This window comes from Sphingobacterium sp. BIGb0116 (assembly GCF_024808035.1).
GTDB lineage: Bacteria > Bacteroidota > Bacteroidia > Sphingobacteriales > Sphingobacteriaceae > Sphingobacterium > Sphingobacterium paramultivorum.
In genome coordinates, this window is the sequence record NZ_JANUDT010000001.1 from 20,232 (window position 1) to 35,713 (window position 15,482).

Consider the following 15,482-nt stretch of genomic DNA (forward strand, 5'->3'; position numbering starts at 1 on the left):
ACAGAAAACTTATTGACAAATAGCACTCAACATCTAGAAATAATTTTTTTTAAAACCAAACAGGATTCGATCCTCCCCGACTCAAGGTTTTTTTATTCCTTTTATATCCTTTTTCATCGAATATCGTCCTTTATCCACTTTAATTCCCCACGTTGTATCAGAGCTATATATTTTTGCACGTGATCATCGGTCAATAAGCAATTGTCTTCAAGGTGGTAATTGAACTGTTTAGTGAAGGTGTAATATTGAATACTTCCTACATAAGCATTATTGAGATAAATATGCCAAAGGCTGTATTTCTTGGCCCTCACTTCCACTACCTGGCGTTTTCCATGATGATAAAACAACTCAGGCACATCCGTTTCAAAGCGAAGTATAAGAGCGTCAATGCACGCTTCCTTGATGTCATCGGCAAGTACACCGAATGCCAATTGCCACACTCCCTGAGATTTCCTGAAAACATAAAAAGCAAGACCATTTTTGTTATAAAGATGATAATCTTTCATGCCCATGCTTTTATCATGCACGGTAATTTGAGCGTACATTACCCGATTTCGGCAAAAGATTTCTAGCGGCTTCATTTTACAATATTACTAATAATATTAGTAATATTGCATACGATATAGATTTATAGGGTTTCTCATTTTTTATATGTAATCGGATGGATAAAGCTTCTCATAGCCCGATAATAGCATCGCACAAATTGTCTGGACGTATTACTTGGGAGTTTCTATGATAGGATTGTACATCTCCTGCATCTTCTTCTCATAGCTGGTAGAGCGACCGCCAAAGAAATCGACATAGCTCGCTCCTATATCGCTAAAGACAGTGGTACCGATAACAACATTGGCAGCTATTGGAAGTTTGGAATTGGTATGCTGAATTAATATGTTTACAGCTATTAACTTTCAAGATTTTTACAAATCGTAGGGCTAAGGCAAATATCATAGTTGGTCTACCACTTTTAAACGGCTTCTTGAAGCTCTCTGTAGATTTAAAAAATTGCCTCTCTCTAAATGACAGAAAGAAGCAATTTGACTAGTCTTAACCTGAAATTGTCTAAATATCAAGCGCTTGCATTATAAATCTATTTTTTCTATTTAACTCTTTTCAATTCAATATTATTCGGAACATGAAGTTTATATTGACTACCTTTTCCATCAATACTTATCATTCCACCTCCTTCCGCTAATATGAGTTTTAAAACTAGTTTATCAGGATTTCCTTTGACGTAGGTCAAGGTTCCTCGGGCATTAATACGATTTTTAGTTTCTCTAAATCGGAAAGATAATATATTTTCATTATTTACTTTTTTATCAAAAGATCCGGTAGTTATGGTATTCTTACCACCAACCTCATAACCATCGATCAAAACACCATTTTTTTTATAAGAATGGTAACCAACTGCAAAATCCATTTTATCACCATTAACTTTGTTGTAATATTCGTCTTTTATCAAAACTATAGTAAACACTTCATCATGCCCCTCATACTTCCAGGTACCGTAAAATTTATTTAACCCCGTTGGCTTGAGGTGTCTACCTGATTCATTTCTATGATCCTTAGATTGTGAGAAAACAAAACCTGTGATTAAAACCATCATAAATAGAATTGCTGCTTTTTTCATTTTTATCATTTTTATTGAATTTAACATGGATCGGGTATTATAGCTCCATTGGACACCTTTATAGGATCATAATTCCCATTTGAAAAATCCTTTTTAAATAATTGCATTCCAGTACCCTGAATACTTTCAAGAAATGATCTTTCATAGGCGTTCACTTCGCTCATACCATTAATTGTTTGATAATTTTGCGCATTGTTAAAATAACTATCAGACCAATTATTAAAATATGCAGCGTCATTTAAATTTGACATAAAACTTGAAAATTGATTTTGATTGGAAATTTTCAATAAATATTCTGTTCCCTGATTGGTAGTAACACCTAAAGTAAATACATCCGCATTATTAATTTTATTATTGTCATAGAGAACTTTTAATAGTTCAATATCTCCGTCTGAAAAATTGGGAATACCACCGGAAAAATGGTTATGAATATATCCGTCGATTGGATTTGTTACCCCCATAGAAACAAAATGTTGCCCATTGGCGCCCTGCGCATAATTAAATGAACCATCCATTTTAAAAGAATAAGCGGCTTCAAAATTTGCATTTGTACTTGTTCGTAAATTAGACATAAAGGTATTAAAAAAAGCCTTGGAATTCAATGCCTTTACTTCATCACATGGATCTTCAGGACATTCATATATACCAGTATTTCCCCCCATACATCCACAGGGTCCGTTGTATGCAGTCCCAAAAAGATCTCCATTGCAATCATAAATTTCATTTTCTGGAGGATAAGGGTTTTCAGGATTACATAAATAAAATTGATCGGGATCGTCACAAGGATCTTCACAATCGGGATAACAGGGAGGATATGGATCAGTACCATCAGGCGGACAATCGACCGCAAAACACTCTTCGCCAATTTCCACCCAGTCACTACAGACCTCATCTTCACTACCTTCCTCAACATCTCCCAAACACGCCTGTTGATAAATAGGAGTACATTCCTCACATTCCTGTTCTCCAATTCCAGCCATCAGAATATTTTTAGCAGAAGGTATGGCTTTTGGTATGTTAGCCTTTACGGCTGTTACACCATTCTTAACAGAAGATACATTACTGGATTCCGCTAATTGCTGTTTATCTTGTAAGAATACTTTCCTCTTCTCAACTTTGCCATTTTTCAATTGGAACACGAATAGCTTTCTTCCATCCAATCTCTTATATTCAATATAACCAGAAAATCTTTTAGTTCGAATTGATTTTAATTGAATGTTCTTCCGGAAATAACTCCCTGAATTACTTTCAAGATAATCGTAATCAGGGATATAAGTTAAAATAAGATTTATTTTCCTCCCACTTCTTGATTTGTAAAATAGCAACCTATTGAAGCTATTCTGTACTCTAATTTTGTTAGATTTCTTATCCGATTTTATATTATCAAAATTATATAACGCAATTCGGTTTTTAGATTTAGCAATTGGAACTTCGATAGCATTATAAACTTTAGTATTTGCATTTTTCGACAGCTGCCAAGCTGGGGTCAATTTAATTTTTTCAACTAAACCTATTTTATTGTTGGCGGAACTCGACAATTTATTAACGTCTGTGAGGCTATACTCACTTTCAAAACTTTCCCTTGCTTCTTTAACGAAAGGATCTTCAGTTTCTAATTTATTTGCCAAATATTCTAAAAATGAATCCCTTGTACAGGCAGCCATTAATAAAATGGGAATAAATAATAGAATAAAACTCCGATTAAATTTTCTTTTCATAAATCTAAAATTTTTGATTTTACATATTTCCTTATGTTTATAACATCGACAGAATTAACTTTAATTGGTAAATTCAAGAGTTCTAATCCTGATTTTTTCGCTAACTCAATTTCATTATTTTCTAAATAAAAATTAAACAATTCTAATCTAGTTGAAAACCGATTTGGCACGGAATAAACTGCTGATTTATAGTATTTCTCTGCTTCAACATTATTTCCTAAATGAGCACAAATCATACCCAGTCTTGAATAAATTACATTGAAAGGTTTTAATTTAGAAAGATTGAGTGTTGCCTCAAAGGCTTTTTCCCACTGCATACTTTCTGTGTAATAATTGGATATAATTTTCAACTTTTCTACCTCAAAATCAGTGCTTAAAAAAGCGGTTTTACTTCGCATTAATTCAATATCAGTATCGGTGAATTCTCCACTCTGCGCTTGTTGCTTAAGATTTAAAAAATATTTTCTGGTTAAATTATAATTGATTGACAAACAAATTATTACTAAAAATAACAAAATATTGAATAACATCAAATTTTTTCTTGAAAATTTCTCTATTGTAATTATATTTAAATACAGCTGTACAACCACGACTAGCCAAATAAGATCTCGACTAATAGTATTAGTAAAAAATGATGCTATGATAATTGTTATATAGGCAGTTGATAAAAAATAGGTCAAAAAATTGTTATTTATGTCTAATGCACGATTTACTGCCTTTAAACTAAAAAAAAAGAAAAAAAATAGAGGTATTAGCATTAATATTCCATTTTCAATTACTAAACGATAATATTCATTAAAAACATAATGTGTATTATCTGCAAGTAACAGTTCCTTTTCTGAAAAGGGTCTTTCAGAGAAATAACAACTTTGTAGATATAAATACTTACCATATATACCATTCCAACCTATTCCTTCAATCGGATTAACCAAAAACGCCTTAAATGAAATTTTATAAATCAATATCCTCCCTAAAGAGGAATCAATTTTCGTTATAAATGCAATAGTAATTGAAGCTATTAGTATCAATATTGATAACCATAAAGTAGGTTTCAATTTAGCCTTACTCCGAAATAGAATAAAGAAAAAAGAGGTGATAGCTCCCAGAGCGAATGATCGACTGCTAAAAATCGAAGCCAACAAGAAGATAATGGCTGGAAATAAAGCTATCTTTAGAATTTCGATCCAATTTTTGTTAGAAATCATAAAATTTACTTACACTACAAAGTATTTGATTATAGAATTTCGTTCAGAGAGCTTCATCAAAGCTTTTGGTCACAGAATAATTTTCTGATATTTTAATCAATTTTACAATTGATTAGGTTTAAATGGTGAATTTTTAACTTAGTAATAATAGCGATAAATTATTTTAAAAACAAAACCACTAGCGTCCAAAATGATAAATAATAGTTGCAGACTCAAAGTTTTTTTATTCCTTTTATATCCTTTTTCATCGAATATCGTCCTTTATCCACTTTAATTCCCCACGTTCTATCATGGCTATATATTTTTGCACGTGATCATCGGTCAATAAGCCATTGTCTTCAAGGTGGTAATTGAACTGCTTAGTGAAGGTGTAATATTGAATACTTCCTACATAAGCATTGTTGAGATAAATATGCCAAAGGCTGTATTTCTTGGCCCGAACTTCCACGACCTGCCGTTTTCCATGATGATAAAACAACTCAGGCACATCCGTATCAAAGCGAAGTATAAGAGCGTCAATGCACGCTTCCTTGATGTCATCGGCGAGTACACCGAATGCCAATTCCCACACTCCCTGAGATTTCCTGAAAACATAAAAAGCAAGACCATTTTTGTTGTAAAGATGATAATCTTTCATGCCCATGCTTTTATCATGCACGGTAATTTGAGCGTACATTACCCGATTTCGGCAAAAGATTTCTAGCGGTTTCATTTTGCAATATTACTAATAATATTAGTAATATTGTATACAGTATAGATTTATAGGGTTTCTCATTTTTTATATGCGAATGGTTGGATGATGCCTCTCATAGCCCGAAAATAGCATTAAACAAATTGTCTGGACGTGTTACTTGAGCGTTTCTATGATACGCTTGTACATCTCTTGCATAAGTTATTGGTTTGGAAGTCGGAATGGCTACGGGAAACTGTAAGTTTAGTAAATTTCATTCTCTTTAACTGACTTTCTTGCATACTAGTTTTCTAAAATAAAATATATACCATTTTTTGGTGTCCCACGAAATTCACAAAGCATATTTTCTTGCAGTATCTTAGGATCGAGTTCGACAGTGAAATGACACTTACTGCTTAAATCGGATATTTCTGCCTTTCATCCCATTTTAATTCTTTAATATAGCTAGCAATAACACAAAAAGAGTCATTTTCTACTGGTCGAACAATTGCTTTTCTCCTTAAAAATTACTATTTTTGAATAGTATTAATGTGGTATTATGAGAAATTTAGAGCACTTAAAAGAAGTTAGCAACAGCATTGTTCTCAAGTTGCGCAAACAAAAGCTTGATAAAGGGCAACCATTTTTAATAAGATCTAGCAAATTACCCAAAAATCAAAGCTACATCGAATACCCAAATCATTTAGTTAAAATTGTGATTGTTTCTTCTGATAAACGATCTTTTGATGTAGTACAGGAATTTAATATTCGTCAATCAAAAGATATCTTGAGAGAACTCAATATTTACTAATGCCTGATCTTTACATAATAACGGGTTCTAACGGTGCCGGGAAATCTACATTAGGTGCAGAATATCTTCCAGAGCATATAAAGAGTAATAATATTATTTTCGATGGTGATTTACTCTATACGAAAGAACTATCTCGGATATTCCCAAAAATTGTTCCTTCAGCAAAATACGCTCGGAAAGAGGCTTTGGATTATGTAGTACAGCAATTTGAAGAACAGACAAAACATGCATTAGAAAACCGGTTAGATTACGTCTATGAAGGACATTTTACAAATGACGAAACTTGGGAAACGCCCAAGCTGTTCAAGAAGTCGGGTTATAGAATATATTTATTGTTTTTTGGTTTAGAAAATACCGAACTTTCTCAGTTCCGTGTAACGGAAAGAGTTACTGACGGTGGACATTATGTAGATCCTCAAACATTGGAAAATAATTTTTTTGGAAATCTTGAGAAGCTAAACGATCACTTTCACTTCATCGATGAATTAGCTATTGTTGACACTTCAGATCTTAAACATACCATTTTATTGAAATTATCCGACGGTAAAATAGAGTATTCGGTGGAAAAAGATGAATTACCTGAATGGTTCACAACTTATATGCCTGTAATTGCTGCTTTGATCTAACTTCGGCCTTATTTAATTGAGTAAATCAACCTTTCCTATCCTATTGCAGATAATCTATCTATTAAATTCTTCTTTTGAAATTGTCTTCGTGTCAAATTTGTCTTTAAGCGAGTGATCTCGACTTCGGACAGCCAGTCGTAAACTATAAGATGGTACGCTTTGTACTTCATATCTTTTTCCATCTATTGTTTCAATCCGTTTTGGCCCACAACCAACAATTAAGACTCCATTTTTTAGATAGTTTAATTTTTAGCTTATGAATAAAAAACTGTAAATTGACAGTGTTAACTTATTCACGAAGTATCTTTTCGAACTGAAACTCAACAAGGCGCCATTGAAATATGGTAATGATTTAATTTTGTTAAAAGTTGCTCGGTTTGAAAATTCATTAGATATAACACGTAAAGCTATGATGAAAAAAGTACTGTTTATTATCTTACTGTATACAATCTCGTTTCCCGTAATCGCACAAAACAAGTATGCAACAACGACGGATGGAAAAACGGTATTATTAAAAAGCGACGGAACCTGGGAATATGTAAAAGACAAATCTACATCATCAAATATCAATCAATTTAAAAGTACGAGCTACTCCCCTTCGCCGCGCAGAACAAATTCTTCTAAAAGTAGTTCTTCTTCGAGAAATTACATCCGTGGCCCTCGTGGAGGCTGTTATTATATCAACTCCAATGGCAACAAGACTTATGTGGATAGAAGCATGTGTAATTGATTAGGCAAACAGGATCTATGACTATTAGGGCTATTCTCATCATATGCATTTATTTATTTATATCCTGTAAATCGGACGTAAATAAAAGATACTACGTCAACTCTAACGAAGATAACGCAAATTCTTTTTATGAAAAGTCTGAACAGCAGAACATCCTCGAGGACGAGAAAGATGATGACGGATATGAATACAAAGATGGAATGTACTGTGCATCCGTAGAATACTATAATCCAAATACAGGAACTAGTAGTACATATACCTTAAATATTGAGGTGGAAAGTGACAACTTAGTTATTATACATTGGCCAAATGGTGGTTGGCTGGACGAGTCTCATTTTATTTCGGAAGACATTTCTAGTGGTGCTTGTTCGTTTACAAGCGATAAAGGCTATGAGTATAATGTAACTATTTTAGGTAAAAATTGCCAGTTCACGGATAGCTCTATATCTGAAGACTTTAATGAAGAACAAGAAATAGATATTGAAGATGAAGTACAGCCTGATGAAGAAATAGAATAGTTTCGCTTTACGGTATTCCGTAACGTGAATATCTGTCAATACTTTATTTTCGAAATCTACTAAAATATTAACGTTATATGCAGGATAACATGACCAATTTTGATGTCGATAAAATTGTTAATTATTTAAAGCCATTGTGTGGCTATTTAAATGAACTTTACAACTGGAATGCAAATCTAACAGCACTAATTCCTCTGCAAATACTGGCGCAAGAAATGGTAGATGAGCTAAATAGTAAAAGTTTCTATGAAAAAGAAGTAACACTAAAAGCTATCTTGCGTCCGCATTTAATTGATGCTCATACCAATGACACCATATTGTTTGATAAGTTGACAATGTGGATTATTAAAGAATGGGGTGGAATTAAAGCCGCAAATGAAGAAAGTACCAAACTATTAATACAGGAATTTCTCAAAAATCGAGTAGCCAAATTTGACCGTATTGCGAGTATCTCAAAAGTTGCAGCATATATGTTCCCCGAAGAATGCATTATTTATGATTCTCGTGTTGCTTACTCCCTAAATTGGATACTACTCTCTCAAAATGCTGGTCATAAATTTTTTCCAATCCCAGACGGCCGCAATTCTAAAATGTCAGCTTTCAATATGGATACGCTTATCCGACTAAAATATGTACATAAATATGTTGCTCCAGATAAAACATCGCTAAGCAACAAAAAGTATATTAGCAAAATAGACAACGAGTTATATATCAGTAAAGAACGAGCATACCAAACACTCAATTGCCTCATTAAAGAGATAGCAAAAAGACTTTGGGTTGGACAAAAGGAGAAATGCGACCAACTTTTTTTTACCGAAATGCTCTTATTCTCAATTGCCGATCGAGAAGTATTTTTGGATATAACAAAACATTTCTCCGATGGTGCATACACCTCTCATCAACGATCAATAGAGCCTTCATTTCAGTAGGCGTTAAGATTCTTAGAATATTTAAATACACAATGCAAATAACTTTGCATTGTGTATTTAAATATTCTACTTCTTCTCTTATTGTCTTTTTGGAGGAGATAAAGAAGGCGTATTGCCTGGAGTTTCTTTGTTGTCTCTTTGGCGTCTGTCTGCTTTGCCCGTGGATTCGGCAATTCTTTTTGGTCCTGGTTTTAGTGCCATAATTTTGAAATTTATTAATAAAATATGTTTATTAATAGCCGCATATTTCTAATAGGCTATGACTTGATATAGACTTCAAAAATATCGTAATAAGCAGCTTCATCTTTAATAGTTTTAAGATATACGGTCTTTTCGCTCGCGAATACTGATTTAGGACTAATCACCACCTTCACTTCATCTGTCTGTACACTGAAATCTATTGCATCATTCTTACTCCAAGGTAAAGTAACGAAACCTCCTATATCTCCCACCCTTACCATAAGTGTTCCTGACATACTTGGAGTCTGCGAACAATATAAGGCGAGTACCGTTTTCTTAATAGGGGCATTTCGTCTTAAATTCTCCTTTTCCAATTCGAACTCCTCTCTGCTAATCAGACCGGAGTCCAACAATGTCTTAAGTTTAAATAACTCATCTGTAAATGATTTATGGCCAGCATTTAAGATGCCATCGGTTTGCTTTTTTGTATGTGAAAGCAATTCCGTTTCAAATTTGAGTTGCTCGTCTGATTTAGACACCAGAGTAAAAATGAGTCCAATAACCGGAGATAGGAATAATGAAAGAAAGAATGCTCCGGCAAAACCTATATTTCTATTAATGCCAATAGCACCCACTGCTAACGAAAAGATAATCCATCCTAAAAATATTTCCATTGTCTATGTTGTTTATAATAACTTTAATCAAAACTAAAGCTTGTTTAAAATGAAATTATACGGGAACCCGTAAGAAGAAAGTAAAAGAAAGGCTGAGATTTGCTAGTAGATTCTATTTAATCTTAGAACCATCTGCAACAACATGGCGCAACGAAAACCTTATAATCCGAATACAAAATATGGTCGTCGCAAATTAAGGGAAGATCATTACCGTCGAGTGGCAAATATGACAGACGACGAAAGAGGCAAGCTAGAAGCTAATACTTTTGGATGTATGCTATTGTTTATCATCATAAGTGGTTTAATTGTATTTTTTCTTTTTGGCGGAGATGGACTTATGAGATGGCTTGGTGGAAAACATCCCTATTAAAACAGTTCATTTAAACTTTAAATAGCTTAGAGTACAAGAAATCTTAGCTTGATTAAAATCGAAAACAGGAAATTTAACCAAAGCACATATTAAAAAATATTATGAGGAAAAGATTTTTATTCACATCCCTGAGTGCAATAATACTGTTTGCTTGTTGTCTAAATTCAGAAACAATTGAGTCTACTGAGTTGACGGACACAACTAATGATGAAATAAGTATAGCGGCACCCATTAAACTAAGCGGATACAGGTTATTACCACCAACCATTTCTAGAACACCGACAAAAACCTTATATAGAGCCAACATCGTATTAAAGGGTGACGATGGATTAAATGATGAAAACAATAAGCAGCTCCTACTCCATCTTTATGATTCTATAAAGAATAGTGATGCAAGCCCAAATGCAGTCAGTCTATTTCTATTTCAAACGGAAGAGCACAGTCAAAGTGGTATGGGACAATGGGTCGCAAGGCTTTCAAAGGCTAAAAACGATGATGAACCTACCGTAGCTGCACAGCATTTTAAAATTCCTTCTCCGGAAAAAGCACCATCTTATCGCAAATCACTTACACTTGAAATTCGAAAAGAGATATTTAAGGAGATTATCCAGGCAGAGGACAAGTCGATGCAAGAGGCCGAAAGAAAGTATCCATTGACGAGCTTTAGTAACGCAGAGAAGAATGATACTTATCAGCATCAACTTGCAAAAAAGTTCAAGGCCGAGATTCAAAGAAAATTTAAAGTAGACCAGAAAACACTTAAAACAATATCATTGGAAGGATTGGAATATAATTGGCCGATGCCAAAATATTCGAAAGACTGATTAATTATCTGTGGGATTCATATAGATCCTTTCAATAACTTTATGTTAAAATGATGGTAGAACTATCAGCTTTACCATCATTTTAACATAAGTCAGCAGTAATGAAAAATGAGGTAAAAAAGCGCTTTGAATGGGTAATGCTTTATGAGGCCATTGGTAATGCAGGTGTTGTATGTTTAAAGTGTGGCATAACTAGGCCGACACTGAGAAAATGGGTTAAACGATTTAAAGAGTCTGGTATTGATGGTCTAAGTGAACTTAGTAGGAGACCACATAAAATCCACCATAAAATAACAATAGAGGACGAACAGAGAATTATTGAGTTAAGGACAAACCGCAATTTAGGGCATCGTAGTATTGCTAGTGAGATGAAACGTTTATATGGGGTCTCAATCTCAACGGCAACTGTTCATAAGATTCTTAAAAAGAATAATAAACAGTATTTAAAACTTAAGCGATACTACCGTAAAAGACAAACTCGCTATAACCGACCAATACCGGGTGATCGCGTACAAATGGACGTCTGTAAAATAGCGCCAGGCATTTATCAATATACGGCGATAGATGATTGTAGCAGATTTAAAGTACTTCAATTATTTCCAAGGCGTACTGCTACCAACACCCTGAAATTTCTTGATACAGTGCTGGAACAGATGCCTTTTGCGATACAGCGCATTCAAACTGATAGAGGAAAAGAGTTTTTTGCTTATTCCGTTCAAGATAGATTAATGGAATGGGGTATAAAATTTCGGCCTATTAAACCAGGCTCTCCACATCTCAATGGAAAGGTAGAAAGAACACAGCGAACCGATCTTGATGAATTTTATTCCACAGTTGATATCAAAGATCCTGACCTACCAAACCTACTATCACAATGGCAATTTTATTATAATTGGCTTAGATCCCACAGTTCTCTAACGGGCCGTACCCCAATTCAGGTAATTAATGCTTTATCAAATAAAACTCCATTATGGGAGGAAGTCGATAATATGTACGACCCAAGCCGAGAGCGAATAAGGGATCAAAATTATTGGATTGACTGTCAGTTAAATAAGTGAAACGATGTGTGTAAATCTCACAGTTTACCGCAATAGTTTCTTCTGTAAACTATTTAACTAGACCCCTGGCTATACTCAAAAAAATATTTAGTTCCTTAACACGTATATTTATTACCGGGAGTTTCTTTGCTGTCTCTTGATTAAAATAGCCTCACCACTGCATATAAATTTCAGCTATATCATACAAAGTGGTTTCATGCATCACAGTTTTTAAGTAGACCATCTTTTCGCTGGCAAAAATTCCAGTCGGGCTGATCACCACCTTAACTTCGCCTGCAGGTACGTCGCAATCTAAAGCGTTATCCCGTCCCTGTGGTAAATCGATAAAGTTTCCTTTGTCCCCTACCCTTATCATCAATCTTCCAGAAATGCCAGAGGTGGAAGAACAATAAAGTGATAACACAGTCTTCTTTTGTGGTAGGGTGCTTTTTAAGTTTTCCTTCTCAATTTCAAATTCCTCCCTGGTAATCAAGTCTGAATCGAGCAAACTCTTAAGTTTATATAATTCATCAGTAAAAGACTTATCAATTGCTTTTAAAAGCCCATGAGTTTGTTTTTTCGCATTGGATAGCAATTCTGTTTCAAATTTAACCTGATCGTCTGATTTAGACACCAGTGTGAATATGAGTCCAATAACAGGAGATAGAAACATTCGACTCAGATTTAAGTGGCAGAGCTATTTGATACGTTTAAATACCCGATGAACTTTTAGCGAATCTTGAGATCCGATTCGGTTTCCCTTTTCGTCCCAAAGGACTGGTGTTGCTCGCAAATGAAGCTTCTTATTGATTATTTCCAGTTCAACCTCATCATTCTCATTTTGGATGGCAGGAATTATTAGGAGCTTTCCGTTTACATTTGCTTTAACAGTTTTTGCAGGAGCTATCCCCGAGCCGTCATCGGTAAAAAGTGCATAGTCCGTCCCCGGTTCAAAATGTATCTTGACGGTATTTGTCTCATACTTTACGCTGTACTGCCAGATACCTTCAAATGCTGTTTTTACCGTTAGAGGAATAGTTGTACTTTGTGCATAAGAACTTTGTGCAGCAATTACTATGAATATGATTGTAAATAGCCTTTTCATAGTTTGTGCCATTAATTTTTTTAGCTAACGTTTTACATGCTGAATACTATTCCGCTCCGACCCTATCCAATTTGTTGTTCTATACGTCAGAGTTTTAATAAATACCTGTCGACTCTCCATATTTTTCTACACAAACTTCGTCGGCTATGCCATAAAGAATTTGATCTGTAAATTCGTTAACACTATAGGGTATTTTTTCCGGATTTTTAATAACCGACAAATATAAATCTAGGCCATTACTAACTATCCAATTCGCAATATCTTCCACTCCATCTTCGGATTCTTCCATATAATCAGTATATGGTTTATCCTGCAATTCAACTGAAGCATCCACAAAGGTTTCCTGAAATCTGATAATTTCTTCTTTTTTAAAAGCACTAAGAATTTCTTTTAGCTTTTCTCTATTACAGTCTGCCTTTTTTATTATTGACCAAAACCATTCCAATGTTTGAATATGATCCATATCTATTGTTCTTTTTACGATATCCTTATAGCACACAATTTGCAGAAAATCCAAATTGTGTGGTTTATACTTTTAATTTTTAATAACCTTTTCTAAATTTCCATTTTCGTCATAGACTTTCCATTCTCCTTTTTTTCTTCCATTTTCATAGTTTCCTGTTTCCCGTAATTGTCCATTGTCGTGATAAAGCTTCCATAACCCTGAATTTTTATCATTTTTAAAGTTTGATACTTGCCGTATTTTTCCTTCTTCAGTATAGCGTTTCCATTCTCCGGTTTTTTCACCATTTTCGTAATGACCAATTTCTGCTAGCTGTCCATTTACATGGTATTGTTTCCATTCACCAAACTCCTTGCCATTTTCATAGTATACAATATCTTGCAATTGACCATTATAATAATATCTTTTCCACTCTCCTTTCCTAGTTCCATTTTTATAATTTCCGATTATTTTTAATTGTCCATTCACATCATATTCTTTAAATTCGCCTTGCGGTAGGTCGTTTTCATAGCTTAAACTTTTCCAAAGCTGTCCATTGTCAAAATACAAGTTCGATTCTCCCGTCACTTTTCCATTTTTATCTAATTTTTCCTTCAATCGAATTTCCCCATTATCGTGGTAAGTAATTACCTCTCTTGAATTTGAATTATCCTTTTTAAATTTTTGCTCCTGTCCACTACAGAATGTGAAGAGAGATAAAATTACTGGCATTACTAAGAATTGTTTCATCATTTGTGTATAGTCTTATCATTTAGGGATTATCAATATATTCTATATCAGTTTAATTATTTGCTGGATACCTATCTTAATAAACTTGAAGCTCCTTGCTATTTTTTGGGCGATAGAGATATAGCTGAATGTAAGTTGTAGTACCTAATCCTTTATCTTTTCGCTTAAATCCTCCCCACAATGCTGATTTTTCATTGTTAATTTTCTCTAAACAAACCAGTTTTCCGTGAGCATAGAAAGTCATTTTGTATTTTTCAATGGGTTTCAGATCAAAAAACTCTAAATCCTCATCTGTTCGGAATTGATATTCTTTGTCCCAGTTGTTTTTTATTTCTTCGGAAGAAAGATACATTTGCTGGGCTAGTCTTTTTTCTTTTTCATAAACAACATTCGCCAAATCATCTTTCGTACCTTTCATATATATACCTCTTATCTCATTGTATTTTGCAACAACTTCTATTTCTAACGCTTGTAACTGGTCTTTATCCTTAGCAAAAAGAACTTCGGCATTATCTAAAATGTTTATTTTGTAGGGAACTTCGGCGTCAAAAGTAAAACTGTCTTCAAAAAAATTCTGTCCGTCAAATGTTGAAACTTCTTTACCTTCCTCTATTTTTTGTGGAGTGGTGTAAGTAGTCACTTCTTCCTCATCACTCCAACTACCATCTTTACCTATGAAGGATTTTTTGATTAGGATCTGAACTCCAGAGTTTTTCATCAATGATGAATGCATTGACTTTGTATTTTGATTAAATCCTGGAGAGAGACGAATGGTGATTTTTTGCGGGCCTTTTTGTATGATGTCCCAATTTAAAGGGAAGTATGAGCCCGATAAACTTCCGCCTGAATTATCTTTGTATTTGATAACGGGAACATCATTGATAAGAATTTCGAACGAGCAGTTACTCGTGGATATATTTGCGCCATAATGCGGTTCTTTATCGAAGTGCTTTATTTCGGTTTCGATAGCATAGATATCTTTTGCTGATTTTGTGCTTTTATTCTGGCCATTACAGCTAACAGATAGTAGTATAAGATTTATAAATAAAAATATTCCCTTAAATTTCATCATACGTGTAATTTATTTATTTGGCTGCGAAAATCAGTAGGCCAATTATCGTAATTGAACTGTGCTTCTTTGCGATATACTGTTCATCATTTTGCTTATACTATTTGTTTTAGATGAATAGATTTTTGAATAAATTTAAAGCTTTAATGCTTAGGTGATTTCTATAATTACAATTCGTTGGATGTGCTTTATTATTC

Annotated in this window: 20 protein-coding genes and 1 pseudogene; 8 read left to right on the plus strand and 13 right to left on the minus strand. The window is 33.9% G+C overall.

The window, feature by feature from the left end:
* Positions 1-113: 113 nt before the first annotated feature.
* The 6 genes from M2419_RS00075 to M2419_RS00095 form a co-directional block, all read right to left on the minus strand.
* On the minus strand, positions 114-506 hold the full coding sequence (locus tag M2419_RS00075; protein ID WP_259253975.1) for a hypothetical protein: 393 nt from the start codon (positions 504-506) through the stop codon (positions 114-116).
* A 210-nt stretch (positions 507-716) separates the two neighbouring features.
* A complete protein-coding gene (locus M2419_RS27420) occupies positions 717-902 on the minus strand; it encodes a heavy metal-binding domain-containing protein (protein ID WP_409049502.1) in 186 nt (61 codons plus the stop codon).
* 194 nt (positions 903-1,096) lie between these two features.
* The gene (locus M2419_RS00080; protein ID WP_259253976.1) at positions 1,097-1,627 is read right to left on the minus strand and encodes a DUF6705 family protein; all 531 of its coding nucleotides are present in this window, start codon (positions 1,625-1,627) and stop codon (positions 1,097-1,099) included.
* A 20-nt stretch (positions 1,628-1,647) separates the two neighbouring features.
* Complete coding sequence (locus tag M2419_RS00085) at positions 1,648-3,345, minus strand: hypothetical protein (protein WP_259253977.1); 1,698 nt, start codon at positions 3,343-3,345, stop codon at positions 1,648-1,650.
* Positions 3,342-4,550: an O-antigen ligase family protein gene (locus M2419_RS00090; protein WP_259253978.1), complete on the minus strand. Its 1,209-nt coding sequence runs from the start codon at positions 4,548-4,550 to the stop codon at positions 3,342-3,344. The genes M2419_RS00085 and M2419_RS00090 overlap by 4 nt, the downstream gene beginning before the upstream one ends.
* A 244-nt stretch (positions 4,551-4,794) precedes the next feature.
* Complete coding sequence (locus M2419_RS00095) at positions 4,795-5,187, minus strand: hypothetical protein (protein WP_259253979.1); 393 nt, start codon at positions 5,185-5,187, stop codon at positions 4,795-4,797.
* Between the two features lie 592 nt (positions 5,188-5,779).
* On the opposite strand from M2419_RS00095, the gene M2419_RS00100 reads away from it, so the two are divergent.
* From M2419_RS00100 to M2419_RS00120, 5 genes are all read left to right on the plus strand, one after another.
* On the plus strand, positions 5,780-6,031 hold the full coding sequence (locus M2419_RS00100) for a hypothetical protein (RefSeq protein ID WP_088161872.1): 252 nt from the start codon (positions 5,780-5,782) through the stop codon (positions 6,029-6,031).
* Positions 6,031-6,657 (plus strand): zeta toxin family protein, encoded by a 627-nt coding sequence (locus M2419_RS00105; RefSeq protein WP_259253980.1) that lies wholly within the window; start codon positions 6,031-6,033, stop codon positions 6,655-6,657. The genes M2419_RS00100 and M2419_RS00105 overlap by 1 nt, the downstream gene beginning before the upstream one ends.
* A gap of 409 nt (positions 6,658-7,066) precedes the next feature.
* Positions 7,067-7,387 (plus strand): hypothetical protein, encoded by a 321-nt coding sequence (locus tag M2419_RS00110; protein ID WP_259253981.1) that lies wholly within the window; start codon positions 7,067-7,069, stop codon positions 7,385-7,387.
* A 17-nt stretch (positions 7,388-7,404) separates the two neighbouring features.
* Positions 7,405-7,905, plus strand: a complete 501-nt coding sequence (locus M2419_RS00115) for a hypothetical protein (protein WP_259253983.1) — start codon at positions 7,405-7,407, stop codon at positions 7,903-7,905.
* Between the two features lie 89 nt (positions 7,906-7,994).
* Positions 7,995-8,834 carry a hypothetical protein gene (locus tag M2419_RS00120; protein WP_259253984.1) on the plus strand — a complete coding sequence of 280 codons (840 nt, stop codon included), beginning with the start codon at positions 7,995-7,997 and terminating at the stop codon, positions 8,832-8,834.
* Positions 8,835-8,912: 78 nt separating this feature from the next.
* Here M2419_RS00120 and M2419_RS00125 read toward each other — a convergent pair whose 3' ends face one another.
* A complete protein-coding gene (locus M2419_RS00125; RefSeq protein WP_259253985.1) occupies positions 8,913-9,035 on the minus strand; it encodes a hypothetical protein in 123 nt (40 codons plus the stop codon).
* A 56-nt stretch (positions 9,036-9,091) separates the two neighbouring features.
* Positions 9,092-9,688: an SHOCT domain-containing protein gene (locus M2419_RS00130; protein ID WP_259253986.1), complete on the minus strand. Its 597-nt coding sequence runs from the start codon at positions 9,686-9,688 to the stop codon at positions 9,092-9,094.
* A 142-nt stretch (positions 9,689-9,830) separates the two neighbouring features.
* On the opposite strand from M2419_RS00130, the gene M2419_RS00135 reads away from it, so the two are divergent.
* From M2419_RS00135 to M2419_RS00145, 3 genes and pseudogenes are all read left to right on the plus strand, one after another.
* Entirely contained in the window at positions 9,831-10,058 is a 228-nt protein-coding gene (locus M2419_RS00135; RefSeq protein ID WP_159732384.1) for a hypothetical protein, read from the plus strand.
* Between the two features lie 101 nt (positions 10,059-10,159).
* The gene (locus M2419_RS00140) at positions 10,160-10,882 is read left to right on the plus strand and encodes a hypothetical protein (protein ID WP_259253988.1); all 723 of its coding nucleotides are present in this window, start codon (positions 10,160-10,162) and stop codon (positions 10,880-10,882) included.
* Between the two features lie 101 nt (positions 10,883-10,983).
* Positions 10,984-11,954 (plus strand): annotated as a pseudogene (locus M2419_RS00145) (IS481 family transposase).
* A gap of 137 nt (positions 11,955-12,091) precedes the next feature.
* On the opposite strand, the gene M2419_RS00150 reads toward M2419_RS00145, so the two are convergent.
* From M2419_RS00150 to M2419_RS00170, 5 genes are all read right to left on the minus strand, one after another.
* Positions 12,092-12,592 carry an SHOCT domain-containing protein gene (locus M2419_RS00150; protein ID WP_259253990.1) on the minus strand — a complete coding sequence of 167 codons (501 nt, stop codon included), beginning with the start codon at positions 12,590-12,592 and terminating at the stop codon, positions 12,092-12,094.
* A 24-nt stretch (positions 12,593-12,616) separates the two neighbouring features.
* The gene (locus tag M2419_RS00155) at positions 12,617-13,024 is read right to left on the minus strand and encodes a hypothetical protein (RefSeq protein WP_259253991.1); all 408 of its coding nucleotides are present in this window, start codon (positions 13,022-13,024) and stop codon (positions 12,617-12,619) included.
* A gap of 94 nt (positions 13,025-13,118) precedes the next feature.
* A complete protein-coding gene (locus M2419_RS00160) occupies positions 13,119-13,487 on the minus strand; it encodes a DUF4240 domain-containing protein (RefSeq protein WP_159732420.1) in 369 nt (122 codons plus the stop codon).
* A 72-nt stretch (positions 13,488-13,559) separates the two neighbouring features.
* The gene (locus M2419_RS00165) at positions 13,560-14,219 is read right to left on the minus strand and encodes a toxin-antitoxin system YwqK family antitoxin (RefSeq protein ID WP_259253992.1); all 660 of its coding nucleotides are present in this window, start codon (positions 14,217-14,219) and stop codon (positions 13,560-13,562) included.
* 73 nt (positions 14,220-14,292) lie between these two features.
* The gene (locus tag M2419_RS00170; RefSeq protein ID WP_259253993.1) at positions 14,293-15,288 is read right to left on the minus strand and encodes a hypothetical protein; all 996 of its coding nucleotides are present in this window, start codon (positions 15,286-15,288) and stop codon (positions 14,293-14,295) included.
* Between the last annotated feature and the right edge of the window lie 194 nt (positions 15,289-15,482).

What these genes read in the sequence shown, in the direction of transcription:
- M2419_RS00135 (WP_159732384.1), top strand. Translation starts at nt 9,831, where the DNA reads ATGGCGCAACGAAAACCTTATAATCCGAATACAAAATATGGTCGTCGC.
- M2419_RS00155 (WP_259253991.1), bottom strand. Translation starts at nt 13,024, where the DNA reads ATGAAAAGGCTATTTACAATCATATTCATAGTAATTGCTGCACAAAGT.
- M2419_RS00150 (WP_259253990.1), bottom strand. Translation starts at nt 12,592, where the DNA reads ATGTTTCTATCTCCTGTTATTGGACTCATATTCACACTGGTGTCTAAA.
- M2419_RS00080 (WP_259253976.1), bottom strand. Translation starts at nt 1,627, where the DNA reads ATGAAAAAAGCAGCAATTCTATTTATGATGGTTTTAATCACAGGTTTT.
- M2419_RS00165 (WP_259253992.1), bottom strand. Translation starts at nt 14,219, where the DNA reads ATGATGAAACAATTCTTAGTAATGCCAGTAATTTTATCTCTCTTCACA.
- M2419_RS00160 (WP_159732420.1), bottom strand. Translation starts at nt 13,487, where the DNA reads ATGGATCATATTCAAACATTGGAATGGTTTTGGTCAATAATAAAAAAG.
- M2419_RS00120 (WP_259253984.1), top strand. Translation starts at nt 7,995, where the DNA reads ATGACCAATTTTGATGTCGATAAAATTGTTAATTATTTAAAGCCATTG.
- M2419_RS00100 (WP_088161872.1), top strand. Translation starts at nt 5,780, where the DNA reads ATGAGAAATTTAGAGCACTTAAAAGAAGTTAGCAACAGCATTGTTCTC.
- M2419_RS00115 (WP_259253983.1), top strand. Translation starts at nt 7,405, where the DNA reads ATGACTATTAGGGCTATTCTCATCATATGCATTTATTTATTTATATCC.
- M2419_RS00095 (WP_259253979.1), bottom strand. Translation starts at nt 5,187, where the DNA reads ATGAAAGATTATCATCTTTACAACAAAAATGGTCTTGCTTTTTATGTT.
- M2419_RS00090 (WP_259253978.1), bottom strand. Translation starts at nt 4,550, where the DNA reads ATGATTTCTAACAAAAATTGGATCGAAATTCTAAAGATAGCTTTATTT.
- M2419_RS00130 (WP_259253986.1), bottom strand. Translation starts at nt 9,688, where the DNA reads ATGGAAATATTTTTAGGATGGATTATCTTTTCGTTAGCAGTGGGTGCT.
- M2419_RS00125 (WP_259253985.1), bottom strand. Translation starts at nt 9,035, where the DNA reads ATGGCACTAAAACCAGGACCAAAAAGAATTGCCGAATCCACGGGCAAA.
- M2419_RS00170 (WP_259253993.1), bottom strand. Translation starts at nt 15,288, where the DNA reads ATGATGAAATTTAAGGGAATATTTTTATTTATAAATCTTATACTACTA.
- M2419_RS00140 (WP_259253988.1), top strand. Translation starts at nt 10,160, where the DNA reads ATGAGGAAAAGATTTTTATTCACATCCCTGAGTGCAATAATACTGTTT.
- M2419_RS00085 (WP_259253977.1), bottom strand. Translation starts at nt 3,345, where the DNA reads ATGAAAAGAAAATTTAATCGGAGTTTTATTCTATTATTTATTCCCATT.
- M2419_RS00110 (WP_259253981.1), top strand. Translation starts at nt 7,067, where the DNA reads ATGATGAAAAAAGTACTGTTTATTATCTTACTGTATACAATCTCGTTT.
- M2419_RS00075 (WP_259253975.1), bottom strand. Translation starts at nt 506, where the DNA reads ATGAAAGATTATCATCTTTATAACAAAAATGGTCTTGCTTTTTATGTT.
- M2419_RS00105 (WP_259253980.1), top strand. Translation starts at nt 6,031, where the DNA reads ATGCCTGATCTTTACATAATAACGGGTTCTAACGGTGCCGGGAAATCT.